This window comes from Bradyrhizobium rifense (assembly GCF_008123425.1).
GTDB lineage: Bacteria > Pseudomonadota > Alphaproteobacteria > Rhizobiales > Xanthobacteraceae > Bradyrhizobium > Bradyrhizobium rifense.
In genome coordinates this window covers 33,675-49,771 of sequence record NZ_VSSS01000068.1, presented here as the reverse complement: position 1 = coordinate 49,771, position 16,097 = coordinate 33,675, and the positions used below count along the sequence as shown (strand labels likewise).

The 16,097-nt window shown below is 64.4% G+C and carries 19 protein-coding genes; 12 read left to right on the top strand and 7 right to left on the bottom strand.

Annotation, left to right across the window (positions count from 1 at the left end):
* Window positions 1-154: 154 nt before the first annotated feature.
* Complete coding sequence (locus FXB40_RS39415) at window positions 155-655, top strand: type III secretion system chaperone family protein (RefSeq protein WP_148777657.1); 501 nt, start codon at window positions 155-157, stop codon at window positions 653-655.
* Between the two features lie 193 nt (window positions 656-848).
* Window positions 849-1,676: a pyrroline-5-carboxylate reductase gene (gene proC, locus FXB40_RS39410; protein ID WP_246208244.1), complete on the top strand. Its 828-nt coding sequence runs from the start codon at window positions 849-851 to the stop codon at window positions 1,674-1,676.
* 4 nt (window positions 1,677-1,680) lie between these two features.
* Here the strand turns inward: proC and FXB40_RS39405 are convergent, their stop codons facing one another.
* From FXB40_RS39405 to FXB40_RS39390, 4 genes are all read right to left on the bottom strand, one after another.
* Window positions 1,681-2,073, bottom strand: coding sequence for a thioesterase family protein (locus tag FXB40_RS39405; RefSeq protein ID WP_148777655.1), 393 nt, complete (start codon window positions 2,071-2,073; stop codon window positions 1,681-1,683).
* 87 nt (window positions 2,074-2,160) lie between these two features.
* Window positions 2,161-2,415 carry a tautomerase family protein gene (locus FXB40_RS39400; RefSeq protein ID WP_283813012.1) on the bottom strand — a complete coding sequence of 85 codons (255 nt, stop codon included), beginning with the start codon at window positions 2,413-2,415 and terminating at the stop codon, window positions 2,161-2,163.
* Window positions 2,416-2,482: 67 nt separating this feature from the next.
* Window positions 2,483-4,003 (bottom strand): histidine--tRNA ligase, encoded by a 1,521-nt coding sequence (gene hisS, locus FXB40_RS39395; protein WP_148777654.1) that lies wholly within the window; start codon window positions 4,001-4,003, stop codon window positions 2,483-2,485.
* Window positions 4,004-4,090: 87 nt separating this feature from the next.
* A complete protein-coding gene (locus FXB40_RS39390; protein WP_148777653.1) occupies window positions 4,091-5,173 on the bottom strand; it encodes a branched-chain amino acid aminotransferase in 1,083 nt (360 codons plus the stop codon).
* Between the two features lie 339 nt (window positions 5,174-5,512).
* Between FXB40_RS39390 and FXB40_RS39385 the strand changes: the two genes are divergently transcribed.
* Genes FXB40_RS39385 through FXB40_RS39375 form a run of 3 tightly spaced genes read left to right on the top strand, consistent with a single transcriptional unit; the run spans window position 5,513 to window position 8,185 of the window.
* Complete coding sequence (locus FXB40_RS39385; RefSeq protein WP_187437464.1) at window positions 5,513-6,052, top strand: MarR family winged helix-turn-helix transcriptional regulator; 540 nt, start codon at window positions 5,513-5,515, stop codon at window positions 6,050-6,052.
* The gene (locus FXB40_RS39380) at window positions 6,049-6,780 is read left to right on the top strand and encodes a response regulator (protein WP_148777651.1); all 732 of its coding nucleotides are present in this window, start codon (window positions 6,049-6,051) and stop codon (window positions 6,778-6,780) included. The genes FXB40_RS39385 and FXB40_RS39380 overlap by 4 nt, the downstream gene beginning before the upstream one ends.
* Window positions 6,781-6,799: 19 nt before the next feature.
* A complete protein-coding gene (locus tag FXB40_RS39375) occupies window positions 6,800-8,185 on the top strand; it encodes an ATP-binding protein (protein ID WP_148777650.1) in 1,386 nt (461 codons plus the stop codon).
* 172 nt (window positions 8,186-8,357) lie between these two features.
* Here the strand turns inward: FXB40_RS39375 and FXB40_RS39370 are convergent, their stop codons facing one another.
* Both FXB40_RS39370 and FXB40_RS39365 read right to left on the bottom strand, forming a co-directional pair.
* Window positions 8,358-8,888: a DUF3617 domain-containing protein gene (locus FXB40_RS39370; RefSeq protein ID WP_148777649.1), complete on the bottom strand. Its 531-nt coding sequence runs from the start codon at window positions 8,886-8,888 to the stop codon at window positions 8,358-8,360.
* A 66-nt stretch (window positions 8,889-8,954) separates the two neighbouring features.
* Complete coding sequence (locus FXB40_RS39365; protein ID WP_148777648.1) at window positions 8,955-9,260, bottom strand: hypothetical protein; 306 nt, start codon at window positions 9,258-9,260, stop codon at window positions 8,955-8,957.
* 182 nt (window positions 9,261-9,442) lie between these two features.
* Between FXB40_RS39365 and FXB40_RS39360 the strand changes: the two genes are divergently transcribed.
* The 4 genes from FXB40_RS39360 to FXB40_RS39345 all read left to right on the top strand — a co-directional run bounded on the left by FXB40_RS39360 (window position 9,443) and on the right by FXB40_RS39345 (window position 12,098).
* Entirely contained in the window at window positions 9,443-9,907 is a 465-nt protein-coding gene (locus FXB40_RS39360; protein WP_148777647.1) for a hypothetical protein, read from the top strand.
* A gap of 107 nt (window positions 9,908-10,014) precedes the next feature.
* Complete coding sequence (locus tag FXB40_RS39355; protein ID WP_148777646.1) at window positions 10,015-10,716, top strand: ribonuclease T2 family protein; 702 nt, start codon at window positions 10,015-10,017, stop codon at window positions 10,714-10,716.
* A 53-nt stretch (window positions 10,717-10,769) separates the two neighbouring features.
* Window positions 10,770-11,630, top strand: coding sequence for a 23S rRNA (adenine(2030)-N(6))-methyltransferase RlmJ (locus FXB40_RS39350; RefSeq protein WP_148777645.1), 861 nt, complete (start codon window positions 10,770-10,772; stop codon window positions 11,628-11,630).
* A 252-nt stretch (window positions 11,631-11,882) separates the two neighbouring features.
* Complete coding sequence (locus FXB40_RS39345; RefSeq protein ID WP_027534220.1) at window positions 11,883-12,098, top strand: cold-shock protein; 216 nt, start codon at window positions 11,883-11,885, stop codon at window positions 12,096-12,098.
* Between the two features lie 87 nt (window positions 12,099-12,185).
* Here FXB40_RS39345 and FXB40_RS39340 read toward each other — a convergent pair whose 3' ends face one another.
* Window positions 12,186-12,809, bottom strand: coding sequence for an outer membrane protein (locus FXB40_RS39340; RefSeq protein WP_187437463.1), 624 nt, complete (start codon window positions 12,807-12,809; stop codon window positions 12,186-12,188).
* A gap of 252 nt (window positions 12,810-13,061) precedes the next feature.
* Here FXB40_RS39340 and uvrC point away from each other — a divergent pair, with 252 nt between their 5' ends.
* The 3 genes from uvrC to moaD all read left to right on the top strand — a co-directional run bounded on the left by uvrC (window position 13,062) and on the right by moaD (window position 16,097).
* A complete protein-coding gene (gene uvrC / locus FXB40_RS39335; RefSeq protein WP_148777643.1) occupies window positions 13,062-15,137 on the top strand; it encodes an excinuclease ABC subunit UvrC in 2,076 nt (691 codons plus the stop codon).
* 94 nt (window positions 15,138-15,231) lie between these two features.
* Window positions 15,232-15,849, top strand: coding sequence for a CDP-diacylglycerol--glycerol-3-phosphate 3-phosphatidyltransferase (pgsA, locus tag FXB40_RS39330; protein WP_148777642.1), 618 nt, complete (start codon window positions 15,232-15,234; stop codon window positions 15,847-15,849).
* Complete coding sequence (gene moaD, locus FXB40_RS39325; RefSeq protein ID WP_148777641.1) at window positions 15,846-16,097, top strand: molybdopterin converting factor subunit 1; 252 nt, start codon at window positions 15,846-15,848, stop codon at window positions 16,095-16,097. Before pgsA ends, moaD begins: the two co-directional genes overlap by 4 nt.

The following is a 16,097-nucleotide window of genomic DNA, read 5'->3' as shown; positions in this document are numbered from 1 at the left end:
CAAATCACATCAGTTGATCCGCGACAAGCCCGCGCTGATCACGGGATCGCAACAGCGACTCCGAGGGGATCTCCTTAGCGATATCTAAGGGAGCGCGCGCCGGACCAACCGCGTGCGTATCAAAGACAACAAAAAGGCAAGAGGTCGAGACGGCATGTCCCTGCTCGAAGGCGCTATCGATTCCAAAAGCCATCCGCTCGCGGTGGTCGAGGATATCGCTGCCAGCAACAACTGGCCGTTCGAACGCTCCGGCGAAGACGAACTGACCATTGTCTCGAAGGGACAATGGACCGACTACCAGATCTCGTTCACCTGGATGGGCGAGATCGAAGCGCTGCATCTCGCCTGCGCATTCGACATGAAGATTCCGGTCGCGCGCCGCGGCGAGGTGCAGCGGCTCGTCGCCGCGATCAACGAGCAATTGTGGATCGGCCATTTCGACCTGTGGAGCAACACCGGCATGATCATGCACCGCCAGGCGCTGGTGCTGCCGGGCGGGCTGACCGCCTCGACCGCGCAATGCGAAGCCATGCTCGCCGGCGCCATCCACGCCTGCGAACGTTATTTTCCGGCGTTCCAGTTCGTGGTGTGGGCTGGCAAGACCACCGCGCAGGCGATGGACGCCGCGATGTTTGATACGGTGGGCGAAGCGTAGGATTCAAGAAGTGAGGGAGCCAACGCCCTCTCCTCACGTCGTCCCGGACAAGCGAAGCGCAGATCCGGGACCCATACCGCGTGATTTCGCTTGTGGCACGCGGCTTGTTGCCGACACCTCCATCTACTAGAACCCCCTGTGGTTATGGGTCCCTGCGTTCGCAGGGACGACACCTTTTGCTTGGGTGATCGCAGTGGCAAACAACAACACTCTCCAAAACATCACCGGCACCATCCTGCTCGCCGGCGCCGGCAAGATGGGCGGCGCGATGCTGACCGGGTGGCTGGCTGGAGGGCTCGATCCGCGACGCGTCGCGGTGGTCGATCCGCATCTTTCGCCCGAGATCACCGCGCTGGCCGCCAAGGGCGTCGCGCTCAATCCGGACGTGAAGGCGGCAGGCCAGGTCGAGACGATGGTCGTCGCGGTGAAGCCGCAGTTGTTCCGCGAGGCCGGCGCCAAGCTGAAATCATTCGTCTCGGAAAAGACCTCCGTGGTCTCGATCATGGCGGGAACCACGATTCTCTCGCTCGAGGAGGTCTGCGGCGGCGCCGTGGTGCGCGCGATGCCGAACACGCCGGCCGCGATCGGCCGCGGCATCACGGTGGCTGTTGCTGCGAAGAACGTCAGCGCTGGCCAGCGTGCGGTGGCCGACGCATTGCTGCGCGCCACCGGCTCGGTCGAATGGGTCGAGGATGAAGGCCTGATGGATGCGGTGACCGCCGTCTCTGGCTCGGGCCCCGCCTATGTGTTCCTGCTCGCCGAAGAACTCGCGCGCGCCGGCGTCGAAGCGGGACTGCCCGAGGCACTCGCGACAAAGCTCGCGCGTGAAACGGTCGCGGGCTCCGGCGAGCTGCTGCACCAGTCGGAACTTCCCTCCAGCACGCTGCGCCAGAACGTCACCTCACCCGGCGGCACCACGGCCGCAGCCCTCGGCGTGCTGATGGGCGAGCCCGGCCTGCGCGACCTGATGATCCGCGCGATTGCGGCGGCGACGAAGCGGTCGAAGGAATTGGCGAAGTAGCCCGCTACGCGCCCAACCGCTTGTTGAACATCTCGACATTCACGAGCCCGCGCGCATGACGGCCTTCGCCGAGCTTGCGCGTGCCCTCGAAGGCCTCGACCTCGAAGCGGATGACGCGGCGCTCAACCGCGATCACTTTCGCGGTGGTCCGTACCGTCGCGCCAACGAGCGCTGCTGCGAGATGACGAATGTCGACCTCGGTGCCGACGGTGACCCAGCCCGGCTGGAGCACGGAACGGATCGCATCGCCCGACGTCATCTCCATCTCGAGGATCATCATCGGGGTCGCATAAACAAAAGGCATGCCGGGCACGAAATGCCCGACCGTGCGCTCGGCCGGCACCACCAGCGTGCGCTCGGCGTTCATGCCGATTGTGATGAAGTCGCGTGCGTCCATGGGGCTTTGCTCAGTGTCGTCCCGGACCCCCGTGCGCAATTGCGCACTAGGCCGGGACGACGACGGTGAATGCCGAACCAGCGCTGCCTACTTCTTCGCAGCCGCCGCACGCTCCACAAAAGTCTTGCCGCCCTTCATCTTGTGGCGGAGGGGCGCTTCGTTGATCTGGATGACGACGGCATCGGCGTCGACGCCGAGATTCTTCACCAGTGCCTGCGTGATGTCGCGCATCATGCCGGCCTTCTGCTCGTCGGTGCGGCCTTCGGCCATGCTGACGGTGATCTCAGGCATTGTCGTCTCCCTACTGCTGTCGCGATGACCGGGCACACCCCGATCGTTCATGAAGGTGCGCATCAAACAGGACGTGGATGCCCGGGACAAGCCCGGGCAGGACGGCCTGCTGGAATGGCTATCCCCACTTTACGTCATGGCGCGCCAGGACCTCGCGCACTTTCGTGACGAGGTCGGCCTCGCTGCACGAGAACTGCGCGGGGCGCGTCTCGCGCCATTCCTGGTTGGAGGCGATCGCGGCAGCCGCCTTGGCGCCTTCGACCAGGTCCTTGATCTGCAGCTCGCCGCGCGCCTTTTCATCCGAACCCTGGATGATCACGCAGGGTGAGTTGCGGCGGTCGGCATATTTGAGCTGGTTGCCCATGTTCTTGGGATTGCCGAGATAGAGCTCGGCGCGGATTCCGGCGGTGCGCAAGCTCGCCACCATCTTCTGATAGTCGGCGACGCGGTCGCGGTCGAACACCGTGACCACGACGGGGCCGACCTCGGGGCGCGTGTCGAGCTTGCCGAGCAAGGTCAACGCAGCTTGCAGCCGCGACACGCCGATCGAGAAACCGGTCGCCGGCACCGGCTCGCCGCGGAAGCGAGAGACCAGGCCGTCGTAACGTCCGCCGCCGCCGACGGAGCCGAAGCGCACCGGGCGGCCCTTCTCGTCCTTGGTGTCGAGCAGCAGTTCGACCTCGTAGACGGGGCCGGTGTAATATTCGAGGCCGCGCACGACGGACGGATCGATCTTGATGCGGTCGACGCCGTAACCCGACGCGGTGACCAGCTTGGCAATCTCTTCCAGCTCACTCACGCCGGCTTGACCAATTTCGCTCTTGGCGAGGTAGGTTTCTGCCGCGGCAATGGCCTCTTTCCAATCATCGCGCGGCTTGGTGATGGCGAGAACGGCGTCAGCCTCCGCCGCACTCAGATTGGCGCCTTTCGTGAAGTCGCCCTTGCCTTCTTCGCCGCCATCCCATCGTCCGGCGCCAAGCAATTTGCGCACTTCGTCGGCGGAAAACTTGTCGAGCTTGTCGATGGCGCGCAGCACGGTCAGCCTGCGGCCCGCGTTCTCCTCACCCGCAAGCCCGATGGCTTCCAGAACGCCGTCGAGCACCTTGCGGTTGTTCACCTTCACCACGTACTGGCCGCGCGCGACGCCAAGCGCTTCCATCGTGTCGGCTGCCATCATGCAGATCTCGGCATCCGCTGCCGGCGTGGCCGAGCCGACCGTATCGGCATCGAACTGCATGAACTGGCGGAAGCGGCCGGGGCCGGGCTTCTCGTTGCGGAAGACGTAGCCGACGCGGTAGCTGCGATAGGGCAGGACCAGGCCGTCGGTGCCGTAGCGCTCGCCGACATAGCGCGCCAGCGGCGCAGTCAGATCGTAGCGCAGCGAGATCCACTGCTCGTCGTCGTCCTGGAACGAGAACACGCCCTCGTTGGGGCGGTCCTGGTCGGGCAGGAATTTGCCGAGCGCATCGGTGTATTCCATCGCCGGCGTCTCCACCGGCTCGAACCCGTAGAGCTCGTAGATGGCGCGGATCTTCTCGACCATCTCGCGCGTCGCCCGGATCGCGGCGGGATCGCGATCCTCGAGCCCGCGCGGCAGGCGCGCCTTCAGTTTCTGGGGTTTTTTGGGTTTTTCGGCCATGCGGGCGTTTACCAGCCGACGCGCGATGCGGCAACCGCAGTCTCAGCCCCTCTCCCCGCAGGCGGGGAGAAGGGAAGAGATCGAGCCTCAAAACACCTTGCGGATCCAGCTGTGCGGATCGTTGGTGCGGCCGTACTGGATGTCGACGAGCTGCTTGCGCAGGACCATGGCGACGGGGCCGGCAGCGCCGCCGCTGATCTCGAAATCGCCGCTGACCGAACGCACCTTGCCGATCGGCGAGATCACGGCGGCGGTGCCGCAGGCGAAGGCCTCCTTCAGCCTGCCGCTGGCCGCATCCTTGCGCCACTGGTCGAGCGAGTACGGCTCCTCGCGCACGGTCTTTCCGGCATCGCGGGCGAGCGCAATGATGGAGTCGCGGGTGATGCCGGGCAGGATGGTGCCGAGCGGCGGCGTCGACAGCGAGCCGTCGTCGAACACGAAGAACACGTTCATGCCGCCGAGCTCCTCGACGTAGCGGCGCTCGACCGCGTCGAGGAACACGACCTGGTCGCAACCGTGCTGGATCGCTTCGGCCTGCGCGCGCAGGCTCGCGGCGTAATTGCCACCACATTTGACGGCGCCGGTGCCGCCGATCGCCGCGCGCGTGTAATTCTCGGAAACCCAGATCGACACCGGGGCAGGTCCGCCCTTGAAGTAGGAGCCAACCGGCGAAGCGATCACCGCAAAGATGTATTCCGACGACGGCTTGACACCGAGGAAGGTCTCGCTCGCGATCATGAAGGGTCGCAGATAGAGGCTGCCCTCGCCGCCCGGCATCCAGGCCCGATCGATGCGCACGACCTGCTCGACCGCCTCGATGAAGACGTCCTCGGGGATCTGCGCCATCGCCATGCGATCCGCGGAGTCCTTGAAGCGCCGCGCATTGGCGTCGGGGCGGAACAGGTTCACGCCGCCGTCGTCGCGCTTGTAGGCCTTCAGGCCCTCAAAGATTTCCTGGGCGTAGTGCAGGACGGCGCCGGCCGGATCGATCTGGAAATTGGCGCGCGCCTCGATGCGTGCCTCGTACCAGCCGCCCTTGGCCTGGTTGTAGCGGACCACCGCCATGTGGTCGGTGAAGACGCGTCCGAAGCCGGGGTCCACCAGCTTGGCGACCCGGTCCTTCTCAGGAGTCGGATTGGATGCGGGCTGGATGTCGAATTTCATGCTCATGTCCTTGCCTCCCGCTGCCGGTAGCGGCGCTGTTCTGGCGCCCGCCTGCCCGTTTTCGGACCCAGCTGGCTTGATGTGGTTTCTGGCCGAACCACCGCCAGCCTTGTTACGGCCGGTTTCCGTGGCCAGCATGTCCGTCGAGGACATGCTTTTGCGGAAGGCGGAAGTCCAGTATGTTTTGCCGAAATGCCGCTCGACAATCGCACGGTAGATCTGCGTCGGCCGTCGCCGCCTGTCCGGCTCACTCGGGCCGCTCTCAGAAATGCCACCCGACGCGAAACGATCTAAAATTTCGTGCCGGCTGATCGTTTTGTAACATTGAACCCAAGATACGTCAATATGCCTGACATAAATTTCGCGACTCCCCCTCAAGACGCTGCCGAGCCACGGCCGGCGGCAGGCGTTGGAGGCAATTTGCGCTGGGATATCATCGAGCTGCTGTTCTTCGCCTATCGTGATTTCGTCGGCGACCCCGACCAGGAGCTGGAGGCTTTCGGCTTCGGCCGGGCCCATCACCGGGTCATGCACTTCGTCTACCGCTATCCGGGCCTGAAGGTCGCCGACCTGCTCGACGTTCTGCGCATTACAAAGCAGTCGCTCGGCCGGGTGCTCAAACAGCTCCTGGACGAGGACTATATCGTGCAGAAGACCGGCGACAATGACCGCCGCCAGCGCCTGCTCTACGCGACGCCCAAGGGCGAGGCGCTGGTGCAGAAGCTCGCCGGCCTCCAGACCACGCGGATCACCAAGGCGCTCGCCGAGCTGGCGCCGCAGGATGCCGAGACCGTCAAGCGCTTCCTGCGCGCGATGATCGACCGCGACGATCCGGACAAGGTGCTGGAGACGATCTTCGCCACCAATCAAGACTCAAAGGAGTGACCGTGCCGCTCGCTGCCACGCTCGCCCGCCCGCCGGTGCAACCGGCTGACGACGCCCCGCATCTGCTGCTGGTCGACGACGATCGCCGCATCCGCGATCTCTTGTCGCGCTTTCTCGCTGCTGAAGGCTATCGCGTCACCACCGCTTCGAGCGCGGGTGATGCGCGGTCAAAGCTTCTGGGCCTGCATTTCGACTTGCTCATCCTCGACGTCATGATGCCCGGCGAGACCGGGTTCGATCTTGCCCGCTTCATCCGCACATCCTCCTCGGTGCCGATCGTGATGCTGACGGCGCGCCATGAAGCCGAGGCCCGCATCGAGGGCCTTCAGATCGGCGCCGACGATTACGTGGCAAAGCCGTTCGAGCCGCGCGAGCTGGCGCTGCGCATCAACAACATCCTCAAGCGCGCGGCACCGCCGGTCCAGGCCGTGGCGGTGGAGAAGATTGTCTTCGGTCCCTACGTCTACCATCTGGAGCGCGGCGAATTGCGCCAGGGCGAAGAGGTCATCCACCTCACCGACCGCGAACGCGAGATGCTGCGGATTCTTTCGGAGACGCCGGGCGAGACCATTCCGCGCAGTGCGCTGACCGGCAATGGCAGCGTCAACGAGCGCGCGGTCGACGTGCAGATCAACCGCCTGCGGCGCAAGATCGAGACCGATCCCGCCAATCCGCTGTTTCTGCAGGCGGTGCGCGGAATCGGCTACCGGCTGGTAGCCTCGCCATAAATCAAGTGAAGCGCGACCGATGAGCACGATCGATACCAGCCTGACGCTGCTACGAAGCGCCGCCGGGCGCGTCTCTGCCGCCAATGGCTGGATGGGCAACGCGTTCAAGGGCTGGATGCCGACCGGCCTCTATGCGCGCGCGCTGCTGATCATGATCGTGCCGATGGTGATCCTGCAGACCGTGGTCGCCTTCGTGTTCATGGAGCGCCACTGGAATACGGTGACGCGGCGCCTGTCGCAGGCCGTGGTGCAGGACGTCGCCAGCCTCATTGACGTCTACAAAGGCTATCCGCAGGACAAGGACCGCGCGCAGCTGCGCCGCATCGCCGAGCGCATGCAGCTGGTGGTCGATTTTCTTCCCGTCGGCGACATGCCGCCGCCGGGACCAAAACCGTTTTTCTCGCTGCTCGACCAGACGCTGTCGGTGCAGCTCGGCCGCCAGATCGGACGCTCGTTCTGGATCGACACGGTCGGCCGCTCCAACCTCGTCGAGATCCGCATCCAGCTCGACGATGCCGTGATGCGCGTGTTCGCGCAGCGCAGCGCCGCCTACGCCTCGAACTCGGAAATCTTCCTGTTCTGGATGGTCGGCACATCCTCGATCCTGCTGATCGTGTCGGTGCTGTTCCTGCGCAACCAGATCAAGCCGATCCTGCGGCTTGCGGACGCCGCGGAAAGTTTCGGCAAGGGCCGCGAGGCGCCGAACTTCAGGCCCCGCGGCGCGCGCGAGGTGCGGCGCGCGGCGGGCGCCTTCCTCGAGATGAAGTCGCGCATCGAACGCGCGATGGAGCAGCGCACCGCGATGCTCGCCGGCGTCAGCCACGATCTGCGCACCATCCTGACCCGCTTCAAGCTCGAGCTGGAGCTGATCGGCGACAGTCCCGAGCTCGAGGGCATGCGCAAGGACGTCGACGAGATGTCGATGATGCTGGAGGACTACCTTGCGTTCGCCCGCGGCGATTCCGGCGAGCAGTCGCAGCCGACCGACATGGCGCAGGCGCTCGAGGAGCTGCGCAGCGACGCCGAACGCCACGGCCACACCGCGACCGTGACATTCAGCGGCCTGCCCGTGGTCACGGTAAAGCCGGCCTCGTTCAAGCGCTGCCTCGCCAACCTCGTCACCAATGCCGCGCGCTACGGCAAGGCCATCGCGATCTCCGGCCAGCGCGATCACCGCTATCTCACCGTCACGGTCGACGACGACGGCCCCGGCATTCCCGTGCATTTGCGCGAGGAGGTGTTCAAGCCGTTCCTGCGGCTGGACAACGCCCGCAACCAGGACGAAGGCGGCACGGGCCTGGGGCTTGCGATCGCCCGCGACATCGCCCGCTCGCACGGCGGCGACATCACGCTCGGCGACAGCCCGATGGGCGGATTAAGGGCGAGTGTGCGGATTCCGGTGTAGCTCTTTCTTACCTCGCCCCGCTTGCGGGGGGAGGTCGGATCGCTCTTGCGATCCGGGTGAGGGGGTACAGGTCCCTCGACGATCTCAAGCGTGGAGAGAAGCCCCTCACCCCAACCATCTCCCCGTAAGAACGGGGCGAGGGAGCGCACCGATTTCGCGGCGCCGCCCCCGCTTACTTCGGCAGCAGCGCCTTCAGCTTGTCAACGTCGCGCACGTTCATCTTGAAGCCGCCCGGCATCACGATGTCGCCGGGCTTCTGGTCGGGCTTGCATGCGCCGAGCCATTTCGCTTCGAGCGTCATGGTGGAGTCGCGCCCCGCGGCACCGACCGCGCCACCTTGCGCATGCGACGAGGTCTTCACCGTGTAGGCCGAATTGAAATCGCCGGTGATCTCGGCATGCGAGGTCGTGGACATGCCGGCGACGCTGCACTCGGAATCACTGACATAGCCGGTCGCGGTCTTCTTGATGTCCTGCTTGGAGCAGACCTGCTTGGCCATCGGCGAGATGTTGTTGTTCATCTCCTTGTCGACGGCCTCGTCGGTGCAGTGCTGCATGGTCATTTCCGGCATCGCGGAGCCGGTCCTGACCATCTTCAATTCCCAGAGACCGGCCTTGCGCACCGGCAGGTCGTCGGCGAAGACGCTTCCTGCCGACAACACGAGGCAAACGGCTGATCCGAGCAAAGCAAGCTTGCGCGTCATGCGAAAGACTCCCGGCTGAGATGGCGTAGCTTTTCTTTGGCGTGACCGCGGCGTTCCGAAAACGCCTCAGTAGAGCGTGCGGATCGGCCGGTCGGCCGCGCCATAGGGCACCCAGCGGCACGAGAACGAGATGTAGCCGCCCTCATAGGCCTGCATCGCGAGGAATTTCGCCACCTTGCCGTAGCGCGCGCAGTGATCGACCGCGACCTGGCGCGCATCGGTCTGGGTCGCCATGGAATAGGCGATGATGCCGCCGGTGTCGTTGCCCTTGAAGGGCGGAACCGGAAAGATGTCGGCGCGCGCCGACTGGCTCGCCATGATCCCCGAGATAGCCAGGCTGGCAAGAAGGCCCGCGGCCGCAATGATTCGCATTCCCGTCACTCCGATTGATGGAGGGTAGTTTACGGTGCCTGCGCTGCGGTGGAAAGAACGGAAGGCCTGTAGACTGCGACGTTGTGATCAAGTCCTGGCCAAGTGTTGCCGCGCTGCACTTGACCTCCCCCGCCCTTCGCGGCACCGTCCGACCTTCGCAGATCATGCTGTCTGGATTGCCCATGCGCGCCTCGACCTCCCTGAAATCGCTTCGTTTTGCCGCCGTTCTCGGCCTCATGTTCGGAGCGCTGTCGCTCAGTGAGGCCAGGGCCGCCAATCCACTGGAGTTGAATTTCTGGCTGAGCGGGCCGCGTTATGACGGCAATGTCGCCGATTGCGACAAGGCGCTGCCGACGATCGCGAGCCAGTTCTCCGAGAAGGAAAGCTCGTTCTGGAATTCGCCTTTGAAGATCGAGGGCTTCGCGGCCGTCCATGAGACCGCCTTCCGGCCCTGGGCGTCCGACAACATTCCGCGCCGCTACTGCACCGGCGAGGCCATGCTCAATGACGGCAAGATGCGCAGGGTGCACTTCTCGATCGTCGAGGACGGCGGCTTTGCCGGTTACGGCCAGGGCGTCGAATGGTGCGTGGTCGGGCTCGATCGCAACTGGGCCTACAATCCGGCCTGCCGCGCCGCCAAGCCGTAAGTCGAAGGGCCCTGATTCGGGCCAATAGACGATCGCTCGAATTTTGTTCTTGAAATGTTCTTGCTGCCTGCTAGGCTGATTGCACAGTCTAGTTGAGGGGCGTCGCCATGTTTCATTCCAGATTGCATTCGTTCTCCCGCCTTGTGATCTCACTGACCCTTGCCGCCGGGCTGATCTCGCTGGCCGGCGGCGCGAAGGCGCAGGACAAACGGCAGAACGCGCCCGGCGAATTCGATTTCTATGTGCTGTCGCTGTCCTGGTCGCCGTCCTTCTGCGAAGAGGCGGCCGAGCGCGGTCGTGGCGGCGGGCGCTCAAACATCCAGTGCGAGGGGCGGCCCTATTCCTTCGTGGTGCACGGGCTGTGGCCGCAATACGAGAACGGCTTCCCTGAATATTGCCAGCGGCCATCGCCGCGGCTGAACCGCAACATCGTCTCCTCGATGCTCGATTTGATGCCGGCGCCGGGCCTGATCTTCAACGAATGGGACAAGCACGGCACCTGCTCCGGGCTGACCGACCGCAACTATTTCGAGACGATCCGCAAGGCGCGCGCCGCGATCAAGATCCCGGCCGAATATCTCGACCTGTCACAGGCCAAGACGGTGGCGCCGGGCGAGGTGGAAGAAGCCTTCATCAAGGCCAATCCGGGCCTGAGCAACGCCGCCGTCTCGGTCACCTGCAACCGCACCCGGCTCTCCGAAGTCCGCATCTGCCTCAGCAAGGACTTGCAATTCCGCGCCTGCGAAGAACTCGACCGCCGCGCCTGTCGCCGCGACCAGGTGACGATGCCGCCGATCAGGGGTGGGTAATTCAGGCTCTCGTGCCTCTTTGCTCAGGCCATCGTGTGGCGTAGTGCTCTTGCATGAACTATCGCCACGCCTTTCACGCCGGCAACTTCGCGGATGTCATCAAGCACATCGTGCTGGCGCGCATCCTGATCTATTTGCAGGACAAGCCGGCCGCCTTCCGCGTCATCGACACCCATGCGGGTGCCGGCCTCTATGATCTCGACAGCGATGAGGCGCGCCGCAGCGGCGAGTGGCTGACGGGGATTGCGCGGCTGATGCAAGCGCGCCTCACGAACGAGACAGTCGCACTGACCAAGCCGTACATGGACATCGTTCGCGCCTTCAATCCGAAGGGCGAGCTCAAGGTCTATCCGGGTTCGCCCTTGATCGCGCGCGGCCTGATGCGGCCGCAGGACCGGCTCGTGGCGTGTGAGCTCGAGCCGAAGGCGCGCAAGGCGTTGATCGACGTGTTGCGACGCGACGAACAGGCCCGTGTGGTCGATCTCGACGGCTGGGTGGCGCTGCCGGCGTTCGTGCCGCCGAAGGAGCGGCGCGGACTCGTGCTGATCGACCCGCCGTTCGAGGCGAAGGACGAGTTCGAAAGACTCGGCGAGGCTTTCTCCACCGCGTTCGCGAAATGGCCAACCGGTATCTATGTAATCTGGTACCCCGCCAAGAGCCGGCGCGCCACCGACACACTGGCGCAACTCGTGGCGCGGACCGCGGCCGCAGCAAAGACCCCGGGAAAATGTCTGCGGCTCGAATTCAGCGCCGCACCACAGCTTGACGGCGCGGCGCTCACCTCAGCCGGGCTCCTGATCGTCAACCCACCCTACACGTTGCAAAGCGAACTCAAGACGATCCTGCACGAGCTGGAAATGCCGCTCGGCCAGGGTGGTCCTGCCAGATTCCGATTAGAGGTGCCGAGGCCGTAACACTCCGGCATTCTTGGGAAAAATATGCAGTAGCGGTAGTCAATCTGCAAAGAACCGTATTATGCTGTTTGCGTGACTGGCTTTACGTTCCGCTTCCGCGAATGGTTGCGGCGGAGTGAAGGCCTAAGAAAGATCCAGTCGGACCGAAGGGTCTGCCCAAGGATGGCCAGCTCTCCCGGGCTTCGTGATGCCCGGTCATGTCGCGACGCGCGTCTGCGTTGCGACGGAGGAGCAATGAGGGGGAGTTTCCCGATGGCCAATACGGGAACGGTTAAGTTCTTCAACGGCGAGCGCGGCTACGGCTTTATCAAGCCGGACGACGGCGGTCGCGATGTCTTCGTTCACATCACCGCGGTGGAGCGGGCGGGACTGAAGGACCTTGCCGAAGGACAGCGTATTACATTCGAAGTCGAACCGGACAAGAAAGGGAAGGGGCCGAAGGCGGTCAATTTAGTGATCCTTTCCTAGCGGACCTGACTCAAAAAATTCGGCGCAAAAAAAGTCCCGGCCGCGAGCGGCCGGGAGGCTGTTGTCCGGTATTTTCTTTTTTGGCTATCAGAAGTGATAGTTCACGCCTGCGCGAACAACGCTGGCGCTATAGCCGTTTGACACGCCTGTAATTGCGAACTGGCTCGACGACAGATCGATGTAGAGATATTCGAGCTTCGCGCTCCAGTTCGGCGCGAAGCCGACTTCCGCGCCGACCCCGGCGGTCCAGCCGGCGGTGGTGTGCGATTCCGTCCAGCCGAAGGTCTGCGCGCGCAGCTCGCCGAAGGCGAGGCCGGCGGTGCCGTAGAACAGGATGTTGTTGAAGGCGTAGCCGGCGCGGCCGCGCAGCGTGCCGAACCAGGGATTGGAGAACTTCCACGGCGCGAAAGTGTCGTCGGCGCCGGCCGCCTGGATGTCGCCCTCGACACCGAACACCCACGGGCCGTTCTGGAAATTGTAGCCGGCCTGCACGCCGCCGACGAAGCCAGAGGGCTTTGCGGGATTGTTGCTCACCGAGCCCCATTCATAGCCGAGATTGGCGCCGAGATACGGGCCGGCCCAGCTATAGCCATTGAGCGGCTGATTGACCGTATAGGGCGCACGCTGCCCGTAACTGAGATCGGCGGCCTCTGCCGAAGCCGCCCAGCCGGCTGCAACCAACGCGGCTGCGCCCACAACGAGCCCCTTCATCACACACTCCAACGCAACTTGCCGCAACCGGGTGCGAGGCCTGCGTCGCAGCGCAAGACCAAAACGCATGGTTACGGAACCACCACTTTTTCGCGTAAGATTTATCGAGAGTTTTAAGTTAAAGGGCTGTTAAGACCCGTTACCGCGCTGTTAACAGACTTAAGGAAGCGTTACCGGGAACTGCGCCGCCATCCTGTGCGTGCGGCACGGCCGGAACTTCAAATCGGCTCCCCCAGCGCTTAAATTCGCACCATGGTTCACGATTCCACCGACAATCCGGACGACGCACGCGCGCGCAAACCGCAGCGTGTCGCGACCGCCGACGCCCCGCCCCAGGAGACGTCGGGCGAGACGTCGCCGCCCGACCTCGATCGCGCCACCACGGGTGGCGATGACGAGGACGATGCGCGGTTGCCGGATATTCTGGAAGAGAGCGGCGCGATCGGCGAAGAGCCGCTGGCGACCGGTCACGAGGCGATCGAGCGCGCGGTCCGGCTCGCGCCCACCTCCCCCGGCGTCTATCGCATGCTCAGCGCCAATGCCGACGTGCTCTATGTCGGCAAGGCCAAGAACGTCAAAAAGCGCCTGTCCAACTACGCGCGCCAGAGTGCGCCGCTGCCGGCGCGCATCCTGCGCATGATCGCGGCCACGGTGACCGTGGAGATCGTCTCGACCACCACCGAGACCGAGGCGCTGCTGCTGGAAGCCAACCTCATCAAGCAGCTGCGGCCGCGCTTCAACGTGCAGCTGCGCGACGATAAATCGTTTCCCTACATCCTAATCACCGGCGACCATTGGGCGCCGCAGATCCTGAAGCACCGCGGCGCGCAGACCCGGCCCGGGCGCTATTTCGGCCCGTTCGCCTCCGCCGGTGCCGTCAACCGCACCATCACGGCCTTGCAGCGCGCCTTCCTGATCCGCTCCTGCACGGACTCCTTCTTCGAGAGTCGCTCGCGGCCCTGCCTGCTCTACCAGATCCGCCGCTGCGCCGGCCCCTGCACCCGCGAGATCGACTTCCCCGGTTATACGACGCTGGTGCGCGAGGCGACCGACTTCCTGTCCGGCAAGAGCCAAGCGGTGAAGCAGGAGCTCGCAGGCGAGATGGAGAAGGCTTCCGGCGAGCTCGAATTCGAGAGCGCGGCGCTCTATCGAGATCGCCTCGCCGCGCTATCGGCGATCCAGTCGCAGCAGGGCATCAATCCGCGCACGGTGGAAGAAGCCGACGTGTTCGCCATCCACCAGGACGGCGGCTTCTCCTGCGTTGAAGTGTTCTTCTTCCGCACCGGCCAGAATTGGGGCAACCGCGCCTATTTCCCGCGCGCGGAGAAAACGTACACGCCGGAGGAAGTGCTGGGGTCCTTCCTCGCCCAGTTCTACGACGACAAGCCGCCGCCGAAGACCATCCTGCTCTCGCACGAGATCGAGGAGAGCGAGCTGCTCGCCAATGCGCTCTCAATCAAGGCCGGCCACAAGGTCGAGGTCATCACGCCTAAGCGCGGCGAGAAGAAGGAGCTCGTCACCCACGCGCTGACCAATGCGCGCGAGGCGCTCGGCCGCAAGCTCGCGGATACCGCGACCCAAAGCCGCCTGCTCGACGCCATAGCCACGACGCTGAGCCTGCCGCATGCGCCCAAGCGCATCGAGGTCTACGACAACAGCCATATCCAGGGCACCAATGCCGTCGGCGCCATGATCGTCGCCGGCCCCGATGGCTTCGTCAAAAACCAGTATCGCAAGTTCAACATCAAGTCGGAAGGGATCACGCCGGGTGACGACTTCGCCATGATGCGCGAGGTGCTGGAGCGTCGCTTCAAGCGTCTTATCAATCCGCCGGAAGAGAGTGCCACCAAGGCCAAGGACGACGACTTCCCGCAATGGCCCGACCTCGTCATCATCGACGGCGGCCGCGGTCAGCTCAATGCCGTCCGGGAGATCTTCACCAATCTCGGCCTGACCCAGGTGTCGCTGATGTCGGTCGCCAAGGGACCTGACCGGGACGCCGGCCGCGAGACCCTGTTCATGCCGGAGCGCGAGGCGATCAAGCTGGAGCCGCGCGACCCCGTGCTCTATTTCATCCAGCGCCTGCGGGACGAGGCCCACCGCTTCGTCATCGGCTCGCACCGCAAGCTGCGCAAGAAGGATATCCGCGAGGCCGGTTTGCAGGAGATTCCGGGCATTGGCCCGTCACGCAAACGTGCCTTGCTGCATCATTTCGGAACCCTGAAGGAGATCGAACGCGCCTCGATCGCCGATCTCGGCAAGGTTCCTGGGGTGAGCGCCGAGAGCGCCCGCAGGATATTCGACTATTTCCATCCCCAGCCGGGGTGAACTAAAGGGGCTGTAGTCATATGGTCGTCGCATCCCGCCCCCCAATAAGGGACGGACGGTTGACCTTCAGGCTTGAGCGGTATTGGTAGGACGGATGAACATCGCCACGACACGAGGGACCACTAGCCGCGCGATGTCCCTCCCGAACATCCTGACCTATGGCCGGATCGCCGCGATCCCGGTCGTGGTCGGATGCATCTACGCGCAGTCGATCATGGACTACCCGCTGTGGCTGCGCTGGGTCGCGGTCGCGATCTTCATCGGCGCCGCGGTGACGGACTATCTCGACGGCTATTACGCGCGGATCTGGAATCAGCAATCGGCGTTCGGCCGGATGCTCGACCCGATCGCAGACAAGCTGCTGGTTGCCTCCTGCCTCCTGATGCTGGCCGCCGACGGTATCATCCATGGCTGGTCGCTATGGGCCGCCATCGTGATCCTGTGCCGCGAGATCCTGGTTTCGGGCCTGCGCGAATACCTCGCCGCGCTCCGTGTCAGCGTGCCCGTGACCAAGCTCGCCAAGTGGAAGACCACGGTTCAGCTCGTGGCGATCGGCTTCCTGCTCGCCGGTCCCGCCGGCGACGAGGTCATTCCCATGGTCTCGCTGATCGGCCTCGTCCTGCTGTGGGCCTCGGCGATCCTGACCATGTATACCGGCTACGATTATTTCCGCGCCGGCATCCATCACCTCATCAAGGAGGATGAGGGATGAAGGTGAAGTACTTCGCCTGGGTGCGCGAGCGCGTCGGCAAGGCCGAAGAGACGATCGAGCCGCCCGCGACGGTGCGGACCGTCGAGGAGCTGATCGCCTGGCTGTCCGGCCAGAGTGAAGCTTATGCCTATGCGTTCGAGAAGCCTAAGGTGATCCGCACCGCGATCGACCACGCCCACGTCAAGGCAGACGCTACGATCGCGGGCGCCCGCGAGATCGCGTTCTTTCCGCCGATGACCGGCGGCTAG

Bases quoted from the DNA above. Each gene is read 5' to 3' on its own strand.
- FXB40_RS39400 (WP_283813012.1), bottom strand. From the start codon at position 2,415: ATGAACGATCGGGGTGTGCCCGGTCATCGCGACAGCAGTAGGGAGACG.
- FXB40_RS39370 (WP_148777649.1), bottom strand. From the start codon at position 8,888: ATGACGCGCAAGCTTGCTTTGCTCGGATCAGCCGTTTGCCTCGTGTTG.
- hisS (WP_148777654.1), bottom strand. From the start codon at position 4,003: ATGGCCGAAAAACCCAAAAAACCCCAGAAACTGAAGGCGCGCCTGCCG.
- FXB40_RS39365 (WP_148777648.1), bottom strand. From the start codon at position 9,260: ATGCGAATCATTGCGGCCGCGGGCCTTCTTGCCAGCCTGGCTATCTCG.
- FXB40_RS39355 (WP_148777646.1), top strand. From the start codon at position 10,015: ATGTTTCATTCCAGATTGCATTCGTTCTCCCGCCTTGTGATCTCACTG.
- FXB40_RS39390 (WP_148777653.1), bottom strand. From the start codon at position 5,173: ATGAGCATGAAATTCGACATCCAGCCCGCATCCAATCCGACTCCTGAG.
- FXB40_RS39375 (WP_148777650.1), top strand. From the start codon at position 6,800: ATGAGCACGATCGATACCAGCCTGACGCTGCTACGAAGCGCCGCCGGG.
- FXB40_RS39405 (WP_148777655.1), bottom strand. From the start codon at position 2,073: ATGGACGCACGCGACTTCATCACAATCGGCATGAACGCCGAGCGCACG.
- FXB40_RS39345 (WP_027534220.1), top strand. From the start codon at position 11,883: ATGGCCAATACGGGAACGGTTAAGTTCTTCAACGGCGAGCGCGGCTAC.
- FXB40_RS39340 (WP_187437463.1), bottom strand. From the start codon at position 12,809: ATGAAGGGGCTCGTTGTGGGCGCAGCCGCGTTGGTTGCAGCCGGCTGG.
- moaD (WP_148777641.1), top strand. From the start codon at position 15,846: ATGAAGGTGAAGTACTTCGCCTGGGTGCGCGAGCGCGTCGGCAAGGCC.
- FXB40_RS39415 (WP_148777657.1), top strand. From the start codon at position 155: ATGTCCCTGCTCGAAGGCGCTATCGATTCCAAAAGCCATCCGCTCGCG.
- FXB40_RS39350 (WP_148777645.1), top strand. From the start codon at position 10,770: ATGAACTATCGCCACGCCTTTCACGCCGGCAACTTCGCGGATGTCATC.
- FXB40_RS39385 (WP_187437464.1), top strand. From the start codon at position 5,513: ATGCCTGACATAAATTTCGCGACTCCCCCTCAAGACGCTGCCGAGCCA.
- FXB40_RS39360 (WP_148777647.1), top strand. From the start codon at position 9,443: ATGCGCGCCTCGACCTCCCTGAAATCGCTTCGTTTTGCCGCCGTTCTC.
- uvrC (WP_148777643.1), top strand. From the start codon at position 13,062: ATGGTTCACGATTCCACCGACAATCCGGACGACGCACGCGCGCGCAAA.
- pgsA (WP_148777642.1), top strand. From the start codon at position 15,232: ATGAACATCGCCACGACACGAGGGACCACTAGCCGCGCGATGTCCCTC.